22 protein-coding genes are annotated in these 23,054 nt (G+C 37.6%); 17 read left to right on the top strand and 5 right to left on the bottom strand.

From position 1 onward, the window contains the following. Positions 1 to 199 precede the first annotated feature (199 nt). The 9 genes from secA (at position 200) to AC0NJG_RS10780 (ending at position 11,833) form a co-directional block, all read left to right on the top strand. Positions 200 to 2,707 (top strand): preprotein translocase subunit SecA, encoded by a 2,508-nt coding sequence (gene secA / locus AC0NJG_RS10820; protein WP_087955104.1) that lies wholly within the window; start codon positions 200 to 202, stop codon positions 2,705 to 2,707. A gap of 144 nt (positions 2,708 to 2,851) precedes the next feature. Then, positions 2,852 to 3,950 (top strand): peptide chain release factor 2 gene (prfB, locus tag AC0NJG_RS10815; protein ID WP_096334510.1). Its coding sequence is split into 2 segments (ribosomal slippage): positions 2,852 to 2,923 and positions 2,925 to 3,950, totalling 1,098 coding nucleotides; the frame shifts between segments, so codons are not numbered across the junction. A gap of 444 nt (positions 3,951 to 4,394) precedes the next feature. Then, on the top strand, positions 4,395 to 4,718 hold the full coding sequence (cccB, locus tag AC0NJG_RS10810) for a cytochrome c551 (RefSeq protein ID WP_000727972.1): 324 nt from the start codon (positions 4,395 to 4,397) through the stop codon (positions 4,716 to 4,718). Between the two features lie 291 nt (positions 4,719 to 5,009). Further along, complete coding sequence (gene ftsE, locus AC0NJG_RS10805; protein WP_087955103.1) at positions 5,010 to 5,696, top strand: cell division ATP-binding protein FtsE; 687 nt, start codon at positions 5,010 to 5,012, stop codon at positions 5,694 to 5,696. Next, the gene (ftsX, locus tag AC0NJG_RS10800; protein ID WP_000645019.1) at positions 5,686 to 6,579 is read left to right on the top strand and encodes a permease-like cell division protein FtsX; all 894 of its coding nucleotides are present in this window, start codon (positions 5,686 to 5,688) and stop codon (positions 6,577 to 6,579) included. Before ftsE ends, ftsX begins: the two co-directional genes overlap by 11 nt. A 118-nt stretch (positions 6,580 to 6,697) precedes the next feature. Then, positions 6,698 to 8,134 carry a S41 family peptidase gene (locus AC0NJG_RS10795; protein WP_474063035.1) on the top strand — a complete coding sequence of 479 codons (1,437 nt, stop codon included), beginning with the start codon at positions 6,698 to 6,700 and terminating at the stop codon, positions 8,132 to 8,134. A 134-nt stretch (positions 8,135 to 8,268) separates the two neighbouring features. Further along, a complete protein-coding gene (locus tag AC0NJG_RS10790; protein WP_474063034.1) occupies positions 8,269 to 9,471 on the top strand; it encodes a PDZ domain-containing protein in 1,203 nt (400 codons plus the stop codon). A 267-nt stretch (positions 9,472 to 9,738) separates the two neighbouring features. Continuing rightward, entirely contained in the window at positions 9,739 to 11,454 is a 1,716-nt protein-coding gene (locus AC0NJG_RS10785; RefSeq protein WP_474063033.1) for an ABC transporter ATP-binding protein, read from the top strand. A gap of 67 nt (positions 11,455 to 11,521) precedes the next feature. Beyond that, positions 11,522 to 11,833 carry a heavy metal-binding domain-containing protein gene (locus tag AC0NJG_RS10780; protein WP_000637523.1) on the top strand — a complete coding sequence of 104 codons (312 nt, stop codon included), beginning with the start codon at positions 11,522 to 11,524 and terminating at the stop codon, positions 11,831 to 11,833. Positions 11,834 to 12,081: 248 nt separating this feature from the next. Here the strand turns inward: AC0NJG_RS10780 and abc-f are convergent, their stop codons facing one another. From abc-f to AC0NJG_RS10760, 4 genes are all read right to left on the bottom strand, one after another. Continuing rightward, a complete protein-coding gene (gene abc-f / locus AC0NJG_RS10775; RefSeq protein WP_474063032.1) occupies positions 12,082 to 13,716 on the bottom strand; it encodes a ribosomal protection-like ABC-F family protein in 1,635 nt (544 codons plus the stop codon). 264 nt (positions 13,717 to 13,980) lie between these two features. After that, complete coding sequence (locus AC0NJG_RS10770) at positions 13,981 to 14,526, bottom strand: flavodoxin family protein (protein ID WP_049112553.1); 546 nt, start codon at positions 14,524 to 14,526, stop codon at positions 13,981 to 13,983. Between the two features lie 4 nt (positions 14,527 to 14,530). After that, positions 14,531 to 14,899 (bottom strand): MerR family transcriptional regulator, encoded by a 369-nt coding sequence (locus AC0NJG_RS10765; protein ID WP_049112550.1) that lies wholly within the window; start codon positions 14,897 to 14,899, stop codon positions 14,531 to 14,533. Positions 14,900 to 14,950: 51 nt separating this feature from the next. Continuing rightward, on the bottom strand, positions 14,951 to 15,844 hold the full coding sequence (locus tag AC0NJG_RS10760) for a LysR family transcriptional regulator (RefSeq protein WP_087955098.1): 894 nt from the start codon (positions 15,842 to 15,844) through the stop codon (positions 14,951 to 14,953). Between the two features lie 151 nt (positions 15,845 to 15,995). On the opposite strand from AC0NJG_RS10760, the gene AC0NJG_RS10755 reads away from it, so the two are divergent. Continuing rightward, complete coding sequence (locus tag AC0NJG_RS10755) at positions 15,996 to 17,018, top strand: YeiH family protein (RefSeq protein ID WP_474063031.1); 1,023 nt, start codon at positions 15,996 to 15,998, stop codon at positions 17,016 to 17,018. A 22-nt stretch (positions 17,019 to 17,040) separates the two neighbouring features. Here the strand turns inward: AC0NJG_RS10755 and AC0NJG_RS10750 are convergent, their stop codons facing one another. After that, entirely contained in the window at positions 17,041 to 18,054 is a 1,014-nt protein-coding gene (locus AC0NJG_RS10750; RefSeq protein ID WP_143881668.1) for a phosphotransferase, read from the bottom strand. A 144-nt stretch (positions 18,055 to 18,198) separates the two neighbouring features. Between AC0NJG_RS10750 and AC0NJG_RS10745 the strand changes: the two genes are divergently transcribed. The 7 genes from AC0NJG_RS10745 to uvrB all read left to right on the top strand — a co-directional run bounded on the left by AC0NJG_RS10745 (position 18,199) and on the right by uvrB (position 23,053). Then, positions 18,199 to 18,396: a helix-turn-helix transcriptional regulator gene (locus AC0NJG_RS10745; protein WP_000538359.1), complete on the top strand. Its 198-nt coding sequence runs from the start codon at positions 18,199 to 18,201 to the stop codon at positions 18,394 to 18,396. Positions 18,397 to 18,407: 11 nt separating this feature from the next. After that, positions 18,408 to 18,797, top strand: coding sequence for a hypothetical protein (locus tag AC0NJG_RS10740; RefSeq protein ID WP_143881667.1), 390 nt, complete (start codon positions 18,408 to 18,410; stop codon positions 18,795 to 18,797). An 18-nt stretch (positions 18,798 to 18,815) separates the two neighbouring features. Next, positions 18,816 to 19,037: a hypothetical protein gene (locus tag AC0NJG_RS10735; protein ID WP_048553072.1), complete on the top strand. Its 222-nt coding sequence runs from the start codon at positions 18,816 to 18,818 to the stop codon at positions 19,035 to 19,037. A gap of 57 nt (positions 19,038 to 19,094) precedes the next feature. Continuing rightward, on the top strand, positions 19,095 to 19,322 hold the full coding sequence (locus AC0NJG_RS10730) for a hypothetical protein (RefSeq protein WP_048553074.1): 228 nt from the start codon (positions 19,095 to 19,097) through the stop codon (positions 19,320 to 19,322). A 100-nt stretch (positions 19,323 to 19,422) separates the two neighbouring features. Then, positions 19,423 to 20,184, top strand: coding sequence for a MerR family transcriptional regulator (locus AC0NJG_RS10725; RefSeq protein ID WP_048553078.1), 762 nt, complete (start codon positions 19,423 to 19,425; stop codon positions 20,182 to 20,184). Beyond that, positions 20,181 to 20,801: a hypothetical protein gene (locus AC0NJG_RS10720; protein ID WP_474063030.1), complete on the top strand. Its 621-nt coding sequence runs from the start codon at positions 20,181 to 20,183 to the stop codon at positions 20,799 to 20,801. Before AC0NJG_RS10725 ends, AC0NJG_RS10720 begins: the two co-directional genes overlap by 4 nt. A gap of 275 nt (positions 20,802 to 21,076) precedes the next feature. Next, complete coding sequence (gene uvrB / locus AC0NJG_RS10715; protein ID WP_087955093.1) at positions 21,077 to 23,053, top strand: excinuclease ABC subunit B; 1,977 nt, start codon at positions 21,077 to 21,079, stop codon at positions 23,051 to 23,053. Position 23,054: the final 1 nt, after the last annotated feature.

Here is a 23,054-nt window from a genome sequence, read left to right as displayed (position 1 = left end):
GAACGAGACATTCGGCCGATTGTTGTCATAGTTATAAGACAAGTGTTACAATTATCATTAGGTATATACATTTTAGTTTTTTTAATTAGGAGAAAAATTGGCATAACATACATTTGATTTTTATAACGACTGATTGTAATAGAGAAAAAGAAAAAACAATCGGAAGTTTTATTTTAATAAAAAGAGGAGCGTATTTCCTATGATCGGTATTTTAAAAAAGGTGTTTGATGTAAATCAACGCCAAATTAAACGTATGCAGAAGACAGTTGAGCAAATTGATGCACTAGAGCCATCTATTAAGCCATTAACTGATGAACAATTAAAAGGGAAGACGCTTGAATTTAAAGAACGTCTAACAAAAGGTGAAACAGTAGATGATCTACTACCTGAAGCTTTTGCGGTTGTTCGTGAAGCTGCGACTCGTGTTCTTGGAATGCGTCCGTATGGTGTACAGTTAATGGGTGGTATTGCCTTACATGAAGGGAATATCTCTGAGATGAAAACGGGTGAAGGTAAAACGTTAACATCTACATTACCTGTATATTTAAATGCTTTAACAGGAAAAGGTGTTCACGTTGTTACAGTCAATGAATACTTAGCACAACGTGATGCGAGCGAAATGGGACAACTTCATGAGTTCCTAGGATTAACAGTAGGAATTAATTTAAACAGTATGTCACGCGAAGAGAAACAAGAGGCTTATGCTGCTGATATTACGTATAGCACAAATAATGAACTTGGATTCGATTACTTACGTGACAACATGGTTTTATATAAAGAGCAGTGCGTTCAACGCCCACTTCACTTTGCTATTATCGATGAAGTCGATTCTATTTTAGTCGATGAAGCGCGTACGCCACTTATTATTTCTGGACAAGCTCAAAAATCAACAGAGCTGTACATGTTTGCAAATGCATTCGTTCGTACGTTAGAAAATGAAAAAGATTATTCATTTGATGTGAAGACGAAAAATGTAATGTTAACAGAAGATGGTATTACGAAAGCGGAGAAAGCTTTCCATATTGAAAACTTATTTGATTTAAAACATGTAGCGCTTCTTCACCATATTAATCAGGCACTTCGTGCGCACGTTGTTATGCATCGTGATACAGATTATGTTGTACAAGAAGGCGAAATCGTAATTGTAGACCAATTTACTGGTCGTCTTATGAAAGGTCGTCGTTATAGCGAAGGGTTACACCAAGCTATCGAGGCAAAAGAAGGCGTAGAAATTCAAAATGAAAGTATGACGCTTGCGACAATTACATTCCAGAACTACTTCCGTATGTACGAAAAGTTATCTGGTATGACTGGTACAGCGAAAACAGAGGAAGAGGAATTCCGTAACATTTACAATATGAACGTTATCGTAATTCCAACAAACAAACCGATTATTCGTGATGACCGTGCAGATTTAATCTTCAAATCAATGGAAGGTAAATTTAATGCTGTTGTTGAGGATATTGTAAATCGTCATAAACAAGGGCAACCTGTTCTTGTCGGTACAGTTGCGATTGAAACGTCAGAGCTTATTTCAAAAATGTTAACGCGTAAAGGTGTACGTCATAACATCTTAAATGCGAAAAACCATGCGCGTGAAGCGGATATCATTGCAGAAGCTGGTATGAAAGGTGCTGTAACAATTGCGACGAACATGGCGGGTCGTGGTACGGATATTAAGCTTGGAGACGATATTAAAAACATTGGTTTAGCAGTTATCGGTACAGAGCGTCACGAAAGTCGTCGTATTGATAATCAGTTACGTGGTCGTGCTGGTCGTCAAGGGGACCCAGGTGTTACGCAGTTCTACTTATCAATGGAAGATGAACTAATGCGCCGCTTCGGTTCTGATAATATGAAAGCGATGATGGATCGCCTTGGTATGGATGATTCTCAGCCAATCGAAAGTAAAATGGTTTCTCGTGCAGTAGAATCTGCGCAAAAACGAGTAGAAGGAAATAACTATGATGCACGTAAGCAGTTACTACAATACGATGATGTGCTTCGTCAGCAACGTGAAGTTATTTACAAACAGCGTCAAGAGGTAATGGAGTCTGAGAACTTACGCGGTATTATTGAAGGTATGATGAAATCTACAGTAGAGCGTGCGGTTGCACTTCATACACAAGAGGAAATTGAAGAAGATTGGAACATTAAAGGTCTTGTTGACTACTTAAATACAAACCTTCTGCAAGAAGGAGATGTGAAAGAAGAAGAATTACGTCGCCTTGCTCCAGAGGAAATGAGCGAGCCAATTATCGCGAAATTAATAGAGCGTTACAATGACAAAGAAAAGCTTATGCCAGAAGAGCAAATGCGTGAGTTCGAAAAAGTTGTTGTATTCCGTGTTGTAGATACGAAATGGACAGAGCATATCGATGCGATGGATCACCTTCGTGAAGGTATTCATTTACGTGCTTACGGTCAAATTGATCCACTTCGTGAATATCAAATGGAAGGATTCGCAATGTTCGAATCAATGATTGCTTCTATTGAAGAGGAAATTTCTCGTTACATTATGAAAGCTGAGATTGAACAAAACTTAGAGCGTCAAGAAGTTGTTCAAGGTGAAGCTGTTCACCCATCTAGCGATGGCGAAGAGGCGAAGAAAAAACCAGTTGTAAAAGGTGACCAAGTGGGCCGCAACGATTTATGTAAATGTGGTAGTGGTAAAAAATATAAAAACTGCTGTGGTATTGGGAAGTAATATAGGACGGTAGCCCAGGTTGCTTTGCAAACTTTTACATCAAAAATGTATAATTAAGAAGGATTAAACTCTCTCCGTCATAAGTGGAGAGAGTTTCCCTTGTTTTCATACGAAAGTAACAGCAATTACATAGAGGTGAAGGAAATGGAATTAGTAGAAATTAGACAGGAATTAGAGAAAATGGCTAAGAGATTAGCGGCTTTTAGGGGGTCTCTTTGACCTCCCTACTAAGGAGAAACAAATTGCAGAATTAGAAGAGAAAATGATGGGCGCAGGATTTTGGGATGACCAACAAGGCGCACAAGCTGTCATTAACGAAGCAAATGCGTTAAAAGATATGGTTGGGAGTTTCCGTCAGTTAGATGAGACATTCGAAAATTTAGAAATAACGCATGAACTTTTAAAAGAAGAGTATGATGAAGATTTACATGAGGAGCTTGAATCAGAAGTAAAAGGCTTAATTCAAGAAATGAATGAGTATGAGCTTCAGTTACTATTAAGTGATCCTTATGATAAAAATAACGCCATTTTAGAATTACACCCAGGTGCAGGTGGAACAGAGTCACAAGACTGGGGTTCTATGTTATTACGTATGTACACACGTTGGGCTGAAAAACGTGGATTTAAAGTAGAAACTGTTGACTACTTACCAGGCGATGAAGCTGGTATTAAGAGCGTTACTTTATTAATTAAAGGTCATAACGCTTACGGTTACTTAAAAGCTGAGAAAGGTGTACATCGTCTTGTACGTATTTCACCATTCGATTCTTCAGGTCGTCGTCATACATCGTTCGTATCTTGTGAAGTTGTACCTGAATTCAATGATGAAGTTGAAATTGAAATACGTACAGAAGACTTGAAAATTGATACGTATCGTGCAAGTGGAGCGGGTGGACAGCACGTCAATACGACAGATTCAGCAGTTCGTATTACGCATACACCGACAAATACGGTTGTAACGTGTCAGTCAGAGCGTTCTCAAATTAAAAACCGTGAGCATGCGATGAAAATGTTAAAAGCGAAATTATATCAAAAGAAATTAGAAGAGCAACAAGCGGAGTTAGATGAAATTCGCGGAGAACAAAAAGAAATCGGATGGGGTAGCCAAATCCGTTCTTACGTATTCCACCCATATTCTCTTGTGAAAGACCACCGTACAAATACAGAAGTCGGTAACGTGCAAGCAGTTATGGATGGAGAAATTGATCCGTTTATTGATGCTTACTTACGTTCTCGCATCTAATAAGCTAAGTGAAAAAAAAGCCAACAAAATTGTTGGCGCACGTTGAGGATATAGAGGACATGAAGAGTGCCATTTTATTTATATGGATGAAGTACAGAGGAAGAGAAGTTGGAAACGACAACTTCTCTTTTTGATGGGATTATATGTAGCATACAATGTTGTATATTGTTTTGTAAAAAGTAGAAAATAGTAAAACAGATTGGCAATAGAGTAAGGCTTTCTACAGAATTTTTCTGAATTACCGTTCAAAAAGGATCCTTTATAGAAGTTTATAAGTTGTTCACAGAATTGAAACAACTTATAAAAGCTTTATATCACTAGGGTTCCCACTGTATTTTTGAAGAATATGAAGTATACCTTAGTTTTTCTATATAAAGATAATGCTTATAATGAAAATGAGTGTGTTAGGAATGAAAAGAATATCAACAATGGGGAGCGATAGAAGTGAAAAAGAAATTGTTGGCTATTGCGCTAGGAACATCAGTCGTTTTTGCTTTAGGAGCGTGTGGAAATAAAGAAGAGAGTAAGTCTTCGAACCAGTCTGCAAGTACAGACAGTGCAGAACAAATTTTCCAAAGAAGTTGTGCCGGGTGTCACGCAACAGATTTATCAGGAGCAACTGGACCTGATTTAAGAAAAGTAGGTGGGAAGTACGACGCTGCAGATATTGAAGAAATTATTAAAAAAGGTCGCGGTTCAATGTCACCAGGACTTATTCAAGGTGAAGATGCGAAAAAAGTAGCTGAATGGTTAGCTGAACATAAATAAAAAGGGGTAAAATGGACGAGTTGATTCATATAATCAACTCGTTTCCCTTTTTTTTGGAATGTAACATAACTGTAACAAAAATGTATCCGAATTGGAAACCGTTTGATGTTACAATGAGGTTTGTAGAATTTTGCTGAAATATATTACATAGAGTAGTATTGCTTAGAAAAAGAGTATAAGTAGACTACCTTCAACAAGAGTGGTTTAAAAGAGAATAAAGGTTTAGCTTTTATTTCCAAATGTACAGAAAAGTATTTCGAAAAAAAATCATTAAGTATTGGGTGATAAATAATGATAAAAATGACCAATGTTTATAAGGAGTATCCGAATGGTATGAAAGCCATTGCTGGTCTCACAGTTAACATTAAACAAGGCGAGTTTGTATACGTAGTTGGACCGAGTGGAGCCGGGAAATCTACATTTATTAAAATGATGTATCGTGAAGAGAAACCATCTACAGGATCTATTAATGTAAATGGACTTACTATCGAGTCTTTAGCAGAAAGAGACGTTCCATATTTCCGTCGTCAATTAGGCGTGATTTTCCAAGACTTTAAATTACTACCTAAATTAACGGTATATGAGAATGTTGCGTTTGCCTTAGAAGTAATTGAAGAAGAGCCAGATGCAATTCGTGAGCGTGTAACAGAAGTGTTAGGTCTTGTAGGTCTTGAAGATCGTGCAGACGCACTTCCAAGCGAACTTTCAGGCGGGGAGCAGCAACGTGTTGCGATTGCGAGAGCAATTGTTAATAGACCAAAGGTTGTAATTGCCGATGAGCCAACAGGTAACTTAGATATTGAAACAGCTCTTGATATTATGAAGATTTTCACGCGCATTAATGAGCGTGGTACAACGATTGTTATGGCGACACATAACGCAGATATCGTAAATACAATCCGTCATCGTGTAATCGCGATTGAAGGCGGAAAAATTGTTCGAGATGAGATTGAGGGAGGATACGGATATGAAGGCTAAGACCCTTAGTCGACATTTGCGAGAAGGTGTAAAGAATCTATCACGTAACGGATGGATGACGTTTGCTTCTGTTAGTGCAGTAACAGTTACATTATTACTTGTAGGTGTCTTTTTAACAGCGATTATGAATATGAACCATTTTGCGACGAAAGTAGAGCAAGATGTAGAGATTCGTGTACACATTGATCCAGCAGCAAAAGAAGCTGATCAAAAGAAATTAGAAGATGATATGAGTAAGATTGCAAAAGTAGACTCTATTAAATATTCTTCTAAAGAAGAAGAGTTAAAACGTTTAATTAAAAGCTTAGGCGATAGCGGAAAGACATTTGAGTTATTTGAACAAGATAACCCACTTAAAAACGTATTCGTTGTAAAAGCAAAAGAACCAACAGATACAGCGACAATTGCGAAAAAGATTGAAAAAATGCAGTTTGTAAGTAATGTTCAGTACGGAAAAGGGCAAGTTGAACGATTATTTGATACTGTAAAAACTGGTCGTAATATCGGTATTGTGTTAATTGCTGGTCTTTTATTCACAGCGATGTTCTTAATCTCTAATACAATTAAAATTACAATTTATGCTCGTAGTACAGAAATTGAAATTATGAAACTTGTAGGTGCAACAAACTGGTTTATTCGTTGGCCGTTCTTATTAGAGGGATTATTCCTAGGAGTATTAGGATCAATTATTCCAATTGGCTTAATTCTAGTTACGTATAATTCGTTACAAGGTGTGTTTAACGAAAAACTTGGCGGAACAATTTTCGAACTTCTACCATACAGCCCATTCGTATTCCAATTAGCTGGTTTACTAGTGTTAATCGGGGCTTTAATCGGTATGTGGGGAAGTGTAATGTCAATTCGTCGCTTCTTAAAAGTATAAAAAGTTGCAAACATAATTCGTACAAGCTTATCATATAGTAGAAATAGGTAAAGGCATCACACACTGTGTGATGCCTTTTGCTACACCACCTGTGTGTTTTGGAAAGGGGAATTCCGCATTGAAACGTAGAGTTGCAATTATTGGAATGGTTGTTGCATTTTTAATTGGTGCTGGCGGAATGTTTGCGGGTATGTCTTTATTTGGGGTTAACCCAGCAGAAGTAACGCAAACAATTTCGAGTGGAAACGCTAGCACTGCGCAAGGGAATTTGGCAAAAATTAATGAGGCGTATGCACTAATTGATTCACGTTATGTGGAAGACGTGAAAGATGAAAAATTAGTCGAAGGTGCAATACAAGGCATGTTGTCTACGCTGAAGGACCCTTATTCCACGTATATGGATAAAGAAACGGCTAAACAGTTTAGTGAATCGCTTGATCCCGAGTTAGAAGGGATTGGGGCTGAGGTGAACAAAACGGACGGTAAGCTTATTATCGTATCTCCAATTAAAGGCTCACCAGCAGAAAAGATTGGAATTAAACCGAATGACCAAATTTTATCTGTAGATGGAAATAGTGTGAAAGATTTATCACGTGAAGAAGCGGTATTAAAGATTCGTGGTAAAAAAGGAACGACTGTTGCGATTGAAATTAAGCGTGCAGGAGTGGCTGATCCGATTGTATTTAAAATTAAGCGTGAAAAAATTCCAATCTTCACAGTGTTTAGCTCTGTGAAACAAGAGAGCGGAAAAGATATCGGTTATATGCAAATCACTTCTTTTGCTGAAAATACAGCGAAAGAATTTAAGGATCAGTTAAAAGAGTTAGAGAAGAAAAACATAAAAGGCCTAGTTATTGACGTGCGTGGTAATCCTGGTGGCTACTTAAATAGTGTGGAAGAGATACTAGGGGAAATTATGACGGATAAAAAGCCGATGCTGCAAGTAGAGCAACGAAATGGTGAGAAGAAGAAATTCTCTACGGAACTGAAAGAGAGAAAGCCATATCCAATTTCAGTATTAATTGATAACGGAAGTGCTTCTGCTTCAGAGATTTTAGCGGGTGCGTTAAAAGAGGGAGAAGGATACGATTTAATTGGTGAAAAAACGTTTGGTAAAGGGACTGTTCAGCAAGCTGTTCCATTTAAAGATGGCAGCAACATCAAATTAACGATGTTCAAATGGTTAACACCGGATGGAAACTGGATTCATAAAAAAGGAATCAAGCCAACTGTAGAAGTGAAACAACCAGATTATTATCATGCGACACCAATTCAAATTGAGAAGACACTTTCATACAATTCAAATGATGTACAAGTAAAAAACGCACAAGAAATGCTTAAGAGTTTAGGATATGTACCAGGACGTGAAGATGGATACTTTAGTAAAGAGACAGAATCAGCACTGAAAGCATTCCAAAATGCGAATAAGATGGAAGCGACAGGACAGCTCGATAAAAAGACAGCTGAGGCGATTCAAACGAAAATTATTGAAAAAATCCGTTCTGGAGAAAATGATCTACAATTACAGTCAGCATTAAAATTAATGGCGAAATAAAGTGAAACTTTAATCAGTGGGGGGCTTCATCCCCCGCTGATAATAAGAAATACAGGCAGTTTGCTGCCTGTATTTTTTTGTGTTAAACAAACGTTTGTCCAGTTATGATAATATAAAAAGAAAGAATGATATAAATGGTGGTGAATGGGTTCGTGGAGGCATGGATTTTTGAAATAATGCGGGCAGTTGGACGTTTTTTCTTACACCCTGCTGTCTATGTATTTTTAATAAGTAGTATCTTCGTTGGATACTTACGTATGTTACGAGAACGAAAAGATTTTTCTTTTAAAGTTTATGATATTTGGTTCGAACTGCGAACATCTTTATTGGCGGGAGTTAAATACGGATTAATCGTATCTATCATTACGATTGGGCTCGGACTTGTCGTTTCTAAGGCGAGCTTATGGGCCATTTTACTTTGGACGTTACTATTTGGATTAACTGCTATGTATCGATATTTATCAGCAGCTTATACGTTTAGTATCGCGATTGTATGTGTTCTATTATCTTCTAAGCTACCAGTTTCTTTCTTACAGCTTAGAGAAGGTGAAGAGAATACAATTGTATCCCTTGCTATTTTGCTAGGCATCATGCTCGTTGTAGAGGGCTTGTTGATTTCTAAAAATGCAGTAGGATATTCGACGCCGAAGATTAGGAAGGGTAAGCGCGGACTAAAGATTGGTTTACACGAATCAAAGCGTTTATGGATCGTTCCTATTTTTATTCTTGTACCAGGTGACGCAGTAACGCAGCTTATTTCATGGTGGCCTGTCGTTTCAATCGGTTCACATACATATTCTCTATTCCTCGTTCCATTTTTAATTGGATTTATGAGAAGGATTAGAAGTTATGAGCCGACAGAAGCTTTATTATTTACAGGAAGACGTGTGTACGGATTAGCAGGACTTGTGCTTGTTTTAGGAATCGCAAGTTATTGGTGGCACGTACTTGCCATTATTGCAATGGGCGTTGCAATGCTTGGACGTTTTACAATTTCCATGCAAGAGAAAATTGCGGATGAAACAAGACCAGCGTACTTCGCTGCACGTAATGATGGACTCGTTGTATTAGATACAATTCCAAATACAATTGGAGCAGAGCTAAATTTACTACCTGGAGAAATGATTACGAAAGTAAATGGAGTCATTCCAAGAAGTGCTGAGGAATTTTATGATGCGCTTCAAACGAAGACGACAGGAGCATTTTGTAAATTAGAAGTATTAGATACAAATGGAGAGTTACGTCTTGCTCAAACGGCATTATACGCTGGTGGACATCACGAATTAGGTATTGTGTTTGTTCAGCAGGAGCATGAATGGGATTCGGAAGCGATGTAATAGAAGAAAAGGTATCACCTTGTGGTGATGCCTTTTTTTGTAAGCTGGGCGGTAGTTATAGTACACGAAATTTATATCGGCGATTATCGGAATATATCAGCGCAACTTGAGATATATCAGCGATTATTCAAATATATCGACTTTCCGGCAAAAAACGATAACTATCGCAAACCTTAGTTTAGTTTCATAATCGAATCACTTGAATAATTATTTGATAATGGTTATCATTTAGGGGGTCTTTTTAATTTTGGAAAATGGAGGGAAGATATGCTACGTAAATTTTTTTCTTACTATAAACCGTATAAAGGTTTATTTATACTCGACTTTTCTTGTGCAGTCGTCGCAGGATTACTAGAACTTGGCTTCCCGCTTATCGTAAATCAATTTATTGATAAGTTATTGCCAGGGCAAAACTGGACACTTATTTTATGGGCTTGTTTCGGTTTACTTGCAGTGTATATGTTAAATGCAGGCTTACAATATGTTGTTACATACTGGGGACATATGCTTGGTGTTAACATTGAAACAGATATGAGGCAGAAATTATTTGATCATATTCAAAAGCTATCATTCAGATTTTTTGACAATAATAAAACAGGTCATTTAATTTCACGTCTTACAAACGATTTAATGGAAATTGGGGAAATTGCTCACCACGGGCCAGAAGATTTATTTATCGCTGTTATGACTTTAGTCGGGGCATTTTCATTTATGATGATGATCAACTGGAAGTTAGCGCTATTAACGTTCTTCGTTATTCCATTCCTATTATGGTTGGCGCTTTACTTCAACAAAAAAATGACAGGTACGTTCAGACGTTTATTCTCAGACGTTGCTGATTTTAATGCATGTATTGAGAACAACGTTGGTGGTATCCGCGTTGTACAAGCATTCGGAAATGAAAAGTTTGAGAAAGAGCAATTTGCTGTGAACAACGCTCGTTTCCGTACAACGAAATTAATGGCGTATAAAATTATGGCGTTAAATTCATCGATTAGTTATATGCTCATGCGTCTCGTAACGCTCTTCGTCTTAATATGCGGTACATGGTTTGTTCTGCAAGGTGAATTAACGTACGGCGGATTTATCGGATTCGTTCTATTAACGAATATTTTCTTCCGCCCAATTGAAAAAATTAATGCGGTAATCGAAAGCTATCCGAAAGGGATTGCTGGTTTTAAAAGATATGTAGAGCTTCTTGAAACAGAGCCAGATATTGTGGACTCTAAAGATGCGATGGAAGTGAAGCATGTACATGGTGATATTCAATATAACAACATTACATTCGGATATGAAAATAAAGAACCGATTTTAAATGATATTAGTTTGAAAATACATGCAGGTGAAACAGTTGCGTTCGTTGGGCCATCTGGAGCTGGAAAAACGACGTTATGTAGTTTACTCCCACGTTTTTATGAACAATCGTCTGGGTCGATCCAAATTGACGGTATTGATACGAAAGATATGACGTTATCTTCACTTCGTAAGCAAATTGGAATCGTGCAGCAAGATGTGTTCTTATTCTCAGGAACGATTCGTGAAAACATTGCTTACGGAAATTTAAAGGCATCAGAGGCTGAAATTTGGCAGGCAGTAAAACGTGCGCAATTAGAAGATTTAATTTACTCACAACCAGACGGTTTAGATACCGTTATCGGTGAGCGCGGCGTGAAACTTTCAGGCGGACAGAAGCAACGTCTAGCGATTGCTCGTATGTTCTTGAAAAACCCACCAATTTTAATACTTGATGAAGCGACTTCTGCACTAGACACAGAGACAGAACTTGCAATTCAAAAATCACTTGCTGAACTATCTGTTGGCCGTACAACATTAGTTATCGCTCATAGGCTTGCAACGATTAAAAATGCAGATCGAATCATCGTTGTAAATAAAGATGGGATTGCAGAACAAGGTTCACATGATGAATTAATTGAACAAGGCGGAGGATATAGCAGATTATACGAAGCGCAATTTAGTTCGTAAATATAATTTTTGCCCAATTAGCACACCATATAAGTAGATGGAAATCTCATATGGGAGGCTATAAAGTATGATTGTAACAACAACGTCTACAATTCAAGGAAAAGAGATTATTGAGTATATCGATATCGTCAATGGGGAAGCGATTATGGGCGCGAATATCGTTCGTGATCTTTTTGCCTCTGTTCGTGACGTTGTCGGCGGTCGTGCTGGCGCTTATGAAAGTAAATTAAAAGAAGCGCGCGACATCGCAATGGAAGAAATGAAAACTTTCGCAAGGCAAAAAAATGCGAATGCAATTGTTGGTATCGACGTGGATTACGAAGTAGTTCGCGAAGGGATGTTAATGGTTGCGGTGAGCGGGACTGCTGTTCGTATATAAAGTGAAACTTTAATCAGTGGGGTGTTTGTTCCCCGCTGATTATTAGTTGAACCAATCGGGCATTTACGGGCAGTTGGTCTCCCATCTACCTTCTTTGCCTTAACCGAATTTTGAGGTGGGAGTCTTACTGCCCGTTAATTCGGGATAAAGTAAAAAGCCGTGCTGGTGCACGGCTTTTTATATTCTATGTCGAAGTTTCAATATTTCTTGGGAAATGCGGAAGGTCCCGTCGATATATAGGGAAGATATTAGAGTGCTTCTTTACATTTCTGGATTTGAGCTAATAATGTTTCGTATTCTTGTTCGAGAGATTTAATGTCATCATGATGATTTGGTATGGAAATTCGGCCAATGATTTCTGTTAATTTTGTTTGTAATCGTAACAATTCTTGTTCAGTAACGTTTACAGAATCCTCGGCTGTTCTTTTTGTGTATTGCTCGTAATTACCGTGGAAGATTCTTGGTTCACTCTCATCTACTTGTAGAATATGGTCTGCAACAGAGCGAATAAAGGCGCGGTCATGGCTAATGAAAAGTATTGTGCCAGGATATTCTTGTAACATGCTTTCTAATTCTTCTTGTGTTGCTAAGTCTAAATAGTTTGTTGGTTCATCGAGCAGAAGCATATTATAGTTTCCTAAAAATACTTTTGCGAGTGCAACCTTCATTCGCTCACCCCCGCTTAGAACGTGCACAGGTTTATGAACATCTTCACGGTGGAATAGAAGCCTTGCAAGTATAGTGCGAACGAACGAATCTGTATAGTTTGTTTCTTCTAGAACATTTTCTAAAATGGTTTTATCTGTTTTTAAAATAGATAGTGTTTGTTCGAAGTATCCAATTTTACAACTCTTCGAGAGCTGCATGCCACTTTCATTTGCAAGAAGCATGTTGAACAAAGTTGTTTTGCCACTTCCGTTTGCCCCTAAAATAGCAAGCTTTGCACCAGGAGCAATAGTTCCATTCATATTTTTAAATAGTGTACGATCACCTATTTTCTTTTTGGCTTTATTGAACTGTACTGCCACTTTACTATGAATGGGTGTATGGTATTGCACGTCAAACTGAGCTTGAGAAAGATCCTTTGGCTTTTCCTTCTTTTCTAGTTTTTCGAGACGTGTTTCTAATGCTTTCGCTGCTTTACTAACCTGTTCTTGGCCATGAGCCCCACTTAATTTATACAGTTTAGATTCAGATGAACTAAACCGTGTTGGGATTTTTGTCATGCTAGAAGCACGTTGCTTTTTTTGTAAAATGGACTGCTCTAAACGATTTTTTTCTTGTACATATTGCTCATATTCTGCTTGTTTTTGTATTCGCTCACGTTCTTTTTGCTTGCGATAGTTTGAATAATTACCTTTATACTCTTGAATAGTACCGTCTTCGATTTCAATGATTTTTGTACATATCGCATCTAAAAAGTCACGATCATGTGATATTAAAACAAGTGCCCCTTTATAAGATGAGAGTGCCTTTTCTAATTGTTCTGTACCGGCCATATCTAAGTGGCTTGTTGGTTCATCAGCGAATAAAATGCCTGCATTCTGTTCAAGAGCGTGGGCAATCTTTAGACGCATTCGTTCACCGCCGCTCATTGAATCTGTAACGTTTGAAATGCTCCATTTTCCTTTTGCGAGAGAAGAAGCGGTTTCTGGTAGTTCTTCGCTAAGCTGAGGAATGATGCTGATAGAACTATGATGAGTTACTGTACCTTCGTCAGCTTCTATTTCTTTACTTAATATTTGTAATAACGTAGATTTACCAGCACCGTTGACTCCGACAATTCCTATGCGATCCTGTGATTGAATTTCCAGTGATGGTAACGTAAATAGGGTGCGATCACCAAAGCTTTTTTCAATATTACGTGCGAATAAAATAGTCATAAAAAAACCTCCCTAGTTTCACTAGAGAGGATAAACGTCGCCCTTGCATGTAAAAATCGTACATAAATAAACGATTTTTTACATGATCGTTTCGAAAGAAAGTATCGACAAATGGACAGACTAATCCTCTGCTAGTTTTCATCATTTTTGTTCACTATTTGTGATGGATGAAATAAATAAGAGAATTAGAACTTCATTGGTCAAAGTACCTTCCTTTCATAATATTATTTTTATTGTATGCGCATACAAAAGGGTTTGTCAAACTTATTTCAGCTTTTGATTTTTGAATTCATTATTATAAATTTGAGCCTTCGCCAGCGCCTCAGCATCATTTTGAATTTCATCCAATCCATTCGCATCCCCAATAACATACCCTTCAAATGATGACCCAACAAAATCAAAGATGTATTGGAACTGGGAGATAAGCGGTAATGCTTTTAGTTTCGGATTATCTCCACCAACGATAACAACGTACATTTTTTTGCCTTTCATTTTTTCTTTGAAATGAAGGGATGTATCACGCAAACTTTGTGACCAGCGATCGATGAAGTTTTTCATATGACCGCTCATCCCGTACCAATATAATGGTGTAGCAAAGATAATTGTGTCGTGCTCTAACATGCGTTTCGTTAACTGCTCGTAGTCATCATCTACAGATTGGAATCCTTCTGCATCATGACGCTGATCTGTAATAGGATAGACTGTGTGATCACGTAAATAAATTTGTTCTGTTTCAATTCCATCAATCATCATATGTGTTAAAAATTCCGTATTTCCATTTTGTCTTGAACTGCCGTGTATAACAAACATGTCATCATTCCTTTTCTTTTGTTTGTTTTAGGAGTGAAACGTGTTTTTGCAAATTCGTTTGAATATTGGATAGCAATGAGATTTGCTTTGTTACTTCATTAAGTTTATCTTCATAAAGCGTAAGGATGCTGCTGCACGGATTGTCGTACAAGTGCGGTTCAATTTCAAGGCAGCGCAGCATCCTTGCCGTCTCTTCTAAATTTAATCCAATTTGTAAGTACATTTGGATAAGCTCCACTTTTTCGATGGCACTTTCATCAAAATCACGGTAGCCATTTGCGAGGCGTTTCGAAGGGAGTAATCCCTTTTCTTCGTAATGTCTTAGTGATCTTTCGCTAACGCCAGTTTCTTTTGATAACTCTCCAATTCGCAATGCGTTTCACTCCTTTTACATGTATTGTAAACCTTCACACTAATGTGAAGGTCAACTCTGTTTTTTCGCAAAAGAATCTACATGATTTAAAAACACTTGAATAGCTTTAGATGGGATGAAATATTTGCCACGCACAATGGAGAATGGACGAATAAGTTGTTCATTTGGAACTTCGACGTGGAATAGTTCTTTTGCTAGTAGCTCTTTCCGTACAGTCCAATCAGAAAGCATAGCAATGCCAAGCCCGGCTGCGACGGCTTCCTTCACGCTTTGAATACTACTAAATGTAAAGAATCGTTTCATTTTTAAATGGTGTTGATGAATAAAGCGATCGCTATAAGCACGTGTTCCAGAACCACTTTCTCTTAATACCCATACTTGGTCTTGGAGTGTCCTTTCATTTATTTCATTTGTGCGGAGCAGTGGATGATTTGGCGGAACGACGAGCTTCATTTCATCTTGCATAAACGTTTCAACGTCAACGTCGGCGTATATAACTTGACCTTCTACTAAGCCGATATCAATTTGATTAGAGCGAAGGCTTTGCAAAACGTCTTCTGTATTCGAGATAAAGGTATGAACTTCAACGCGTGGATTTTCATTCGCATAGTTAGCCAGTATTTTTGGAAGTAAGTATTCGCCAATTGTAAAACTAGCACCGATGCGAAGTGTTCCTGTTACAACGTTATGTAGTTCGTTAATTTCTTGCTTAGCATCTTCGTAAAGAGAGAGCATTTGCTTTGCATGTATGTATAGAATATTTCCAGCTTCCGTAACTTGGACATGTTTCGGAGAGCGTTGAATAAGTGTAGTGCCAAATTCGTTTTCTAAATTGCGTATATGCATACTTACTCCAGGCTGTGAAAGGTTTAATAATTCTGCTGCACGGGAGAAATGTTTCTGTTCAACGACAGTAACAAAAATTTTTAAAATGTCTACGTTCATATAGTGGGCTCCTTTCTTTTTCTATCATCTTATCATAAGTATTTCTGATGATAGAGATTTGGTATTGGTATTAAACTTATTATAGAAACTCTCTTATAATGTAAGTAGAAAGAACATGCATGTTCCAATACGATTATTGGGGTGGTACAAGGTGGAACAAACACTTGTTATACAAAAGAAGAAGGGCTTTGGATTTTCGCAAGGAATTGGGATTACATTATTAATCGCAATTGCCGCGAAATATTTAGCAGAGCTTCCATTTTTAAATATTATGGGACAATTAGTAATTGCTATTCTAATTGGGATGTTTTGGCGTGCGGCAATTGGAGTTCCTCATGATGCGATTGCAGGGACGAATTTCGCGAGTAAGAAATTACTTCGCTTCGGGATCATCTTACTTGGAATGCGATTAAATCTTGTTGATATTGCGAAGGCGGGACCGAAAGTATTGGTCATCGCGGCGGTTGTTATTACATTTACGATTTTCGTTGTATATGGACTAACGAAAGTATTTAAGGTAGAAAAGAAACTTGGGATTTTAACAGCATGTGGAACAGCAATTTGCGGCGCGGCAGCGGTCGTGGCAATTGCGCCGCAAGTGAAAGCGAAAGATGACGAAACAGCAGTTGGAGCAGCTATTATCGCAATTTTAGGTACGATATTTACGCTTATTTATACGTTATTATATCCAGTGCTTGGTTTATCTCCGTACGGTTACGGTGTATTCTCAGGTGCGACGCTTCACGAAATCGCTCATGTCATCGCAGCTGCGGCGCCAGGAGGAAGCACGGCTGTAGACATCGCAGTTATCGTGAAACTAACGCGCGTTGCAATGCTTGTACCAGTAGCAATTTTAATTGGGTTATGGTTTGGTAAGAGTGAGGGAAGCAAGGAAAAAAGATCATGGCGCGACCTTCCAATTCCGTGGTTCATTTTCGGATTTTTAGCGATGAGTGCGGTGCATTCGCTCGGGATTATTCCAGAAGTTGTTGCGGGATATATTGTTGTTCTTGCTTATATGCTTATCGCAATGGCGATGGCGGGGCTTGGTTTAAATGTAGAGTTTAAAACGTTCCGTAAGTTAGGAAGCAAAGCATTCGTGGCAGGGCTAATTGGCTCGGTTTGCTTATCGGTGCTTGGATATGTTCTTGTATATGTGTTAGGGTTTATGTAGTAGTAAAGAAGGAGGTATCCTTTTAGATATCTCCTTCTTTTTTGTATTGTAGTAAATCCAGCATAATAGATAATTCTTTTTCCACATCAGTAAATTGTCCTTCATTTATAAGCTGGATTATTTTTTGAGTTCGTCTAAAGCGAAATGGACGTACAATTTGGATGATGAGGGGCAAGGTTTTTCTTTCTAGAGTAGAGAGAGGGCGTATTTTCATATAAGCAGATAAAAATTCTTGAAAACAATCTTCCTTATCATCGCCCATAAGTTCGTAAGCTAAAAAAATCCCTTCTCCGACGAGGTGATTAATAAAAACTTCATCTCCAGCAATGTTGAAATCAATCAGTGATTCAAATGTACTATTATCGTTCAATAAAATATTATTTGGGGAGAGGTCACCTTGTACAGCCCCTTTAGGTAGGTCATTCCATACCTTTCGTAATTCCTCACGTTTCTTATAAAAAAGTGTAAACACTTTATCCACCAATACTTGGTTAATTTCAGTAGTCTTTAAACTCTCTTTTAAAAGATTGGCTTCTAATTCTATATCATCATATATACCAGGTTTATCGGAAGTATTCCCTCCAAACATTCCCCAGTAAGTGCCGTGCTCAAAATGAATATGATGTTTTTCAGAAATAACGTGTGTTTTCCCAAGTAAAAGTCCCAAGGTATGCAGTAACGATTTATTTATTTCTTCGTCTCTCAATTCTCTTCCCGGCATCCATTCTTCTATTGTGATAGGAAACGGAATTTCAAATGAGTGGGCAGGTAAGTAGTATCGTCCATCATTCGTTTGGAGCCGGCGGGGTACAGGAATGTCATTTTCAATAAAAGCTTGGCAAAGCTCTCCTTGTGTTTGAAGACCGTCTAGTGTTGTGAAAGGGTCTTTGTAAAATCGAATTAATAGTTTGAGGTTAGGTGTGGAACATGAGATGAGTATGTCTTTATCTTTAGAAAAGCGTATTACTTCATAGTGAAATGATTCTTGTATACGGAATACTTGTAGCAGCTGTTGTATAGTAGCGCTTTTAAACATAATGATTTCCTCCGATATAAGTTGCTTAAATGTATATTTCTATGTAATGAAAAATCAACCTTTTTATGTAAAGATATCTTTACTTATAACTGGAAAATATTTATAATTTAAGTAAAGATATCTTTACTTTTGAAGGTGGAGCCTATGGGTGTAAAAAATAAAATTAAAGAATTAAGAAAGCAACATCATATAACGCAAGTTGAAATGGCAAAGGCGATGCAGGTGACGCGGCAGACAATCGTAGCGATTGAAAACCATCATTACAACCCGAGTCTAGAGTTATCCTTAAAAATCGCCAAATATTTTGGAGTGAAGGTGGAGGAAATATTTACGCTAGAGTAAGGGGAGAGAAAATGAACGATACTAAAAAGTTATTGATCGGTGCGACTTTTGGATTGTTTTTAGGAGACATTTTAGTTCATATTATGAATCCGGCTATACCAATTTTAACACTCGTAGTGAGTAACGTTTTAGCGATTGTATTTTTGTTAGTGTATGCGTATTACAAAAAGCGTAAGTACAGAAAAGAAGAACTTCCGGATATAGATGAGCGAGTAAATGAAAACATAAAAAGGTATGTGAATGTCTCATTTGTATTCGTGTTTCTATTACTTATTGTTTATATTGTTGCGAGTAAAGCAATAGGTAGAGCTGTTATACCAGTGCAAGAAATACTTATGATCTGTAGTTCCTTATTTGCAGGTAGTCTCATCATAGGAGTTATGGTAGGCAAACGAGCATAGTGATAGGAGGAATGAAAAATGCAAGATGAGTTTGAGAGATTTCAGTCGGATAAAGCGTTTAAATATGTAGGGTTATTTTTCACGATTAGTTTAGCAATATGGAGTTTATATAATTTAATTGTTGACGGAAGTGCTGGTATGCCGTTTGTGTTATTTGTACTAGGGCAGTTTGTTTATTTCTTTGTGAACTATTGGCCAAAATGGAGATATAGAAATAGTAAAGAGGCTGATCGTGTATAAGTATGGCATCGATGAGTATTTTTGCAACAAGGAATAGATAGAAAAAGGGGAACTGGGATGGGATTACCGGTATTATGTGTCGCTACAGTTATATTTGCGCTTCTTTGGGGAATGCAAAATTTTTCTCGTAATCCAGTGCCAAGCATTTGTATTATGATTGGTACTGTAGGTTTATCGTATTATTTATTACTATTAGCTCATTATCATAAAACCGCAACGAGCGTTGTTGTTGGCGCGCTTATTTTATGTTGTGGTCGTGCTGTACACAAGGGGTTATTTCCGTAAAAGCTGTTTATACAAAGAGTATAAACAGCTTTTTGTATTTTTTTTACAAAAGGCTTGAAAGTGACGTAACGTCATCTTTTATAATGAAGGGGAAGAGGTGATGGTAGTGATTTCAATACAACAATTGACGAAAGAAACAGGGGTAACAGTACGTACATTACGTTATTATGATCAAATAGATTTATTAAAGCCGAGCGGGAAAACAGAAGGGGGCCATCGTTTATATAGTGAAGCTGACGTAATACGTCTCCAACAAATTTTATTTTTAAAGGAAATGGGATTTTCACTAAAAGAGTCTGCGAATATGTTAGTAAAAGGTGAGCTTAACTTAAAGGATTCGCTTGAAAAACAACTTCGATTTGTACAGGAAGAACAAAAGAAATTTAATCGAATGGAGCGTGTTCTACAAGCGGTTGTTTATTCAGTAGATGTAGAGGGAGAGCTCGATTGGAAAGTTATGTTTGAATTAATTCAGCTTTCGAAACAGTCTCCTCGTATACGTGAAATATTCCAAAATGAAGTGTTTTCAAAGGAAGAACAAAAATTGCTTCAGAATTTGCCAAATATGAGTGAAGAAGATCCGAATGTTTTAGAATGGGTAGATTTATTAAAGCAATTACGTACTTTTATGAAAGAAGGTAAAGAAGCCGCTAGTGATGAGGTACAAGAAGCAACGAAGAAATTAATGCAGAAGTGTTTAGAGATGGCTAATGGTGACGAAGCATTTTTAGATAAGTTATGGGAAGTTAGAAAATCGAAAGAAGCTTCACAGAAAATGAGCATGTATCCAATCGAAGAAGAACTTTTACTATATATGGATGAAGCTTGTCGTATTTATGATGAAAAGGAGAGGGATAAATGAGTATGCTCGCAGAATATCGTTGGTATTTTTTAATTGGGGCAGAGATTGTATTTTGGTTATCGGCTATCGGTTTCTTTTTATTCCGTTACGGATTCCGTTTGAAAAAGGCAAGTTTTATTATGGGGATTGTACTACTCGTAAATGAAGTATTTATTTTAACTTTAGCAGTAGTGGATTACTATCAAACAGGAAAGTTTTCTAACTTTCAAATCATTACTGTAATCATTTTATTGTATGCAGTTTTCTACGGGAAAAAGGATTTGAAGAAGCTTGATATATTTGCGCAAAAATTAGTTGCGAAATGGCGGAATGAACCGGCGCCTATTATAGAAGAACAGGTAGAATTAACAGGTATGGCTTATGCGAAGCAGGAAATAAAAAATTGGGTATTGCACCTTAGTTTGTTTGTTATTGTGCATATTTTCTTTTTCTTTCTGTACGGTCTTGCCCCGGTTGAACAATGGCGTAATTGGTTAGAAACGGGAATTGTTTTAAATAAAGCAGCGAGTCGGGTTAGCCAAGTTTGGGCGATTATACTTTTAGTGGATGCAGCTATTTCATTTTCATATGTTCTTTTTCCGAAGAAGGGGAAAGGGAACAAGAAGCTACTTTCTTAGGGGAAAGTAGCTTTTTTAGTATGCCAATAGTTTATATAGGAGAGGATGACAGTAGGAAAAAGAGCTGATTTTAAATGAAGTGGAACCTTAATCAGTGTGGTGCTTACTGTTTGTTCATGCGGAAGAAGATTTGATAAGGAAGGAGGTGTACTCTTCTTCCTTTTTCTATATATATTGTCGAAAACTTTACCGAATATCTGTTCGTTTTTTTAGGTTTTTTATAGGCATTCGTGGTAAAATAATAATACAGATTTTTATGAGGAGGTCGGATTTTCTTGGAACGTCAATTTGAAATTGTCTCAGCGTATTCCCCGCAAGGTGATCAGCCGGTAGCTATAGAGAAGCTTGTAAAGGGAATTAATAGTGGAAAGAAAAAGCAAGTGTTGCTTGGGGCGACAGGAACGGGTAAGACATTTACGATTTCAAATGTCATTAAAGAAGTGCAAAAGCCAACACTTGTCATGGCTCATAATAAAACGTTAGCAGGACAGTTATATAGTGAGTTGAAAGACTTTTTCCCAAATAATGCGGTTGAATATTTTGTTAGTTATTACGATTATTATCAACCAGAAGCGTATGTGCCGCAAACAGATACGTTTATTGAAAAAGACGCACAGATTAATGATGAAATTGATAAATTGCGTCACTCGGCAACGTCTGCATTATTTGAACGGGATGATGTAATTATTGTTGCGAGTGTTTCGTGTATATATGGTTTAGGTTCTCCAGAAGAATACCGCGAGTTAGTTGTTTCACTTCGAGTTGGTATGGAAAAGGATCGCAATCAATTGCTTCGTGAACTTGTTGATGTGCAGTATGGACGTAATGATATTGATTTCAAGCGTGGTACATTCCGTGTGCGCGGAGATGTAGTTGAAATCTTCCCGGCATCACTTGACGAGCATTGTATTCGAATTGAGTTTTTTGGTGATGAAATTGACCGTATTCGCGAAGTAAATGCGTTAACAGGGGAAGTATTAGCAGAGCGTGATCATGTAGCAATTTTCCCAGCATCTCACTTCGTTACACGTGAAGAAAAAATGAAGGTCGCTATTGAAAATATCGAAAAAGAATTAGAAGAGCGTTTAAAGGAATTAAATGATAACGGCAAGTTGTTAGAAGCGCAGCGTATAGAACAGCGTACACGTTATGATTTAGAAATGATGCGCGAGATGGGCTTTTGTTCAGGTATTGAAAACTATTCCCGTCATTTAACACTTCGTCCAGCGGGAGCAACGCCGTATACGTTATTAGACTATTTCCCGAAAGATTTCTTAATCGTTATGGATGAGTCGCATGTATCAGTGCCGCAAGTAAGAGCGATGTATAACGGGGACCAAGCGCGTAAGCAAGTGCTTGTGGATCATGGATTCCGTCTGCCATCAGCTTTAGATAATAGACCGCTCACATTTGATGAGTTTGAAGAGAAAACGAATCAAGTTATTTACGTGTCAGCAACGCCAGGACCGTATGAATTAGAGCAGTCGCCAGAAGTAATAGAACAAATTATTCGTCCAACAGGGCTTTTAGATCCGCCAATTGATATACGACCAATTGAAGGGCAGATTGACGATTTATTAGGAGAGATTCAAGATCGCATTGCAAAAAATGAACGTGTATTAATTACAACTTTAACAAAGAAGATGTCAGAGGATTTAACAGACTACTTAAAAGATGTAGGAATTAAGGTGAATTACCTGCATTCTGAAGTGAAAACGTTAGAACGTATTGAAATTATACGAGATCTTCGCCTTGGTAAGTTTGATGTTCTTGTCGGTATTAACTTATTGCGAGAAGGATTAGATATTCCAGAAGTATCCCTTGTAGCTATTTTAGATGCTGATAAGGAAGGGTTCTTGCGTTCAGAACGTTCATTAATTCAAACAATCGGTCGTGCAGCACGTAATGAAAACGGCCGCGTTATTATGTACGCAGATCGTATAACGAGATCGATGGGAATTGCGATTGAAGAAACACAGCGTCGTCGTAGTATACAAGAGGCTTACAATGAAGAGCATGGTATTACGCCGAAAACGATTCAAAAAGGTGTGCGTGATGTAATCCGTGCAACGACAGCTGCTGAAGAGCCGGAAACATATGAGGCAACGCCAGCTAAGAAGATGACGAAAAAAGAGCGTGAAAAGACAATTGCGAAGATGGAAGCAGAAATGAAAGAAGCAGCAAAAGCGTTAGACTTCGAGCGTGCAGCTGAATTAAGAGATTTACTATTAGAATTAAAAGCGGAAGGGTGAA

Source organism: Bacillus sp. SSR7, assembly GCF_055902415.1.
Note: the sequence above shows the minus strand (reverse complement) of the source record. Positions and strands in the feature narration are given on the sequence as shown.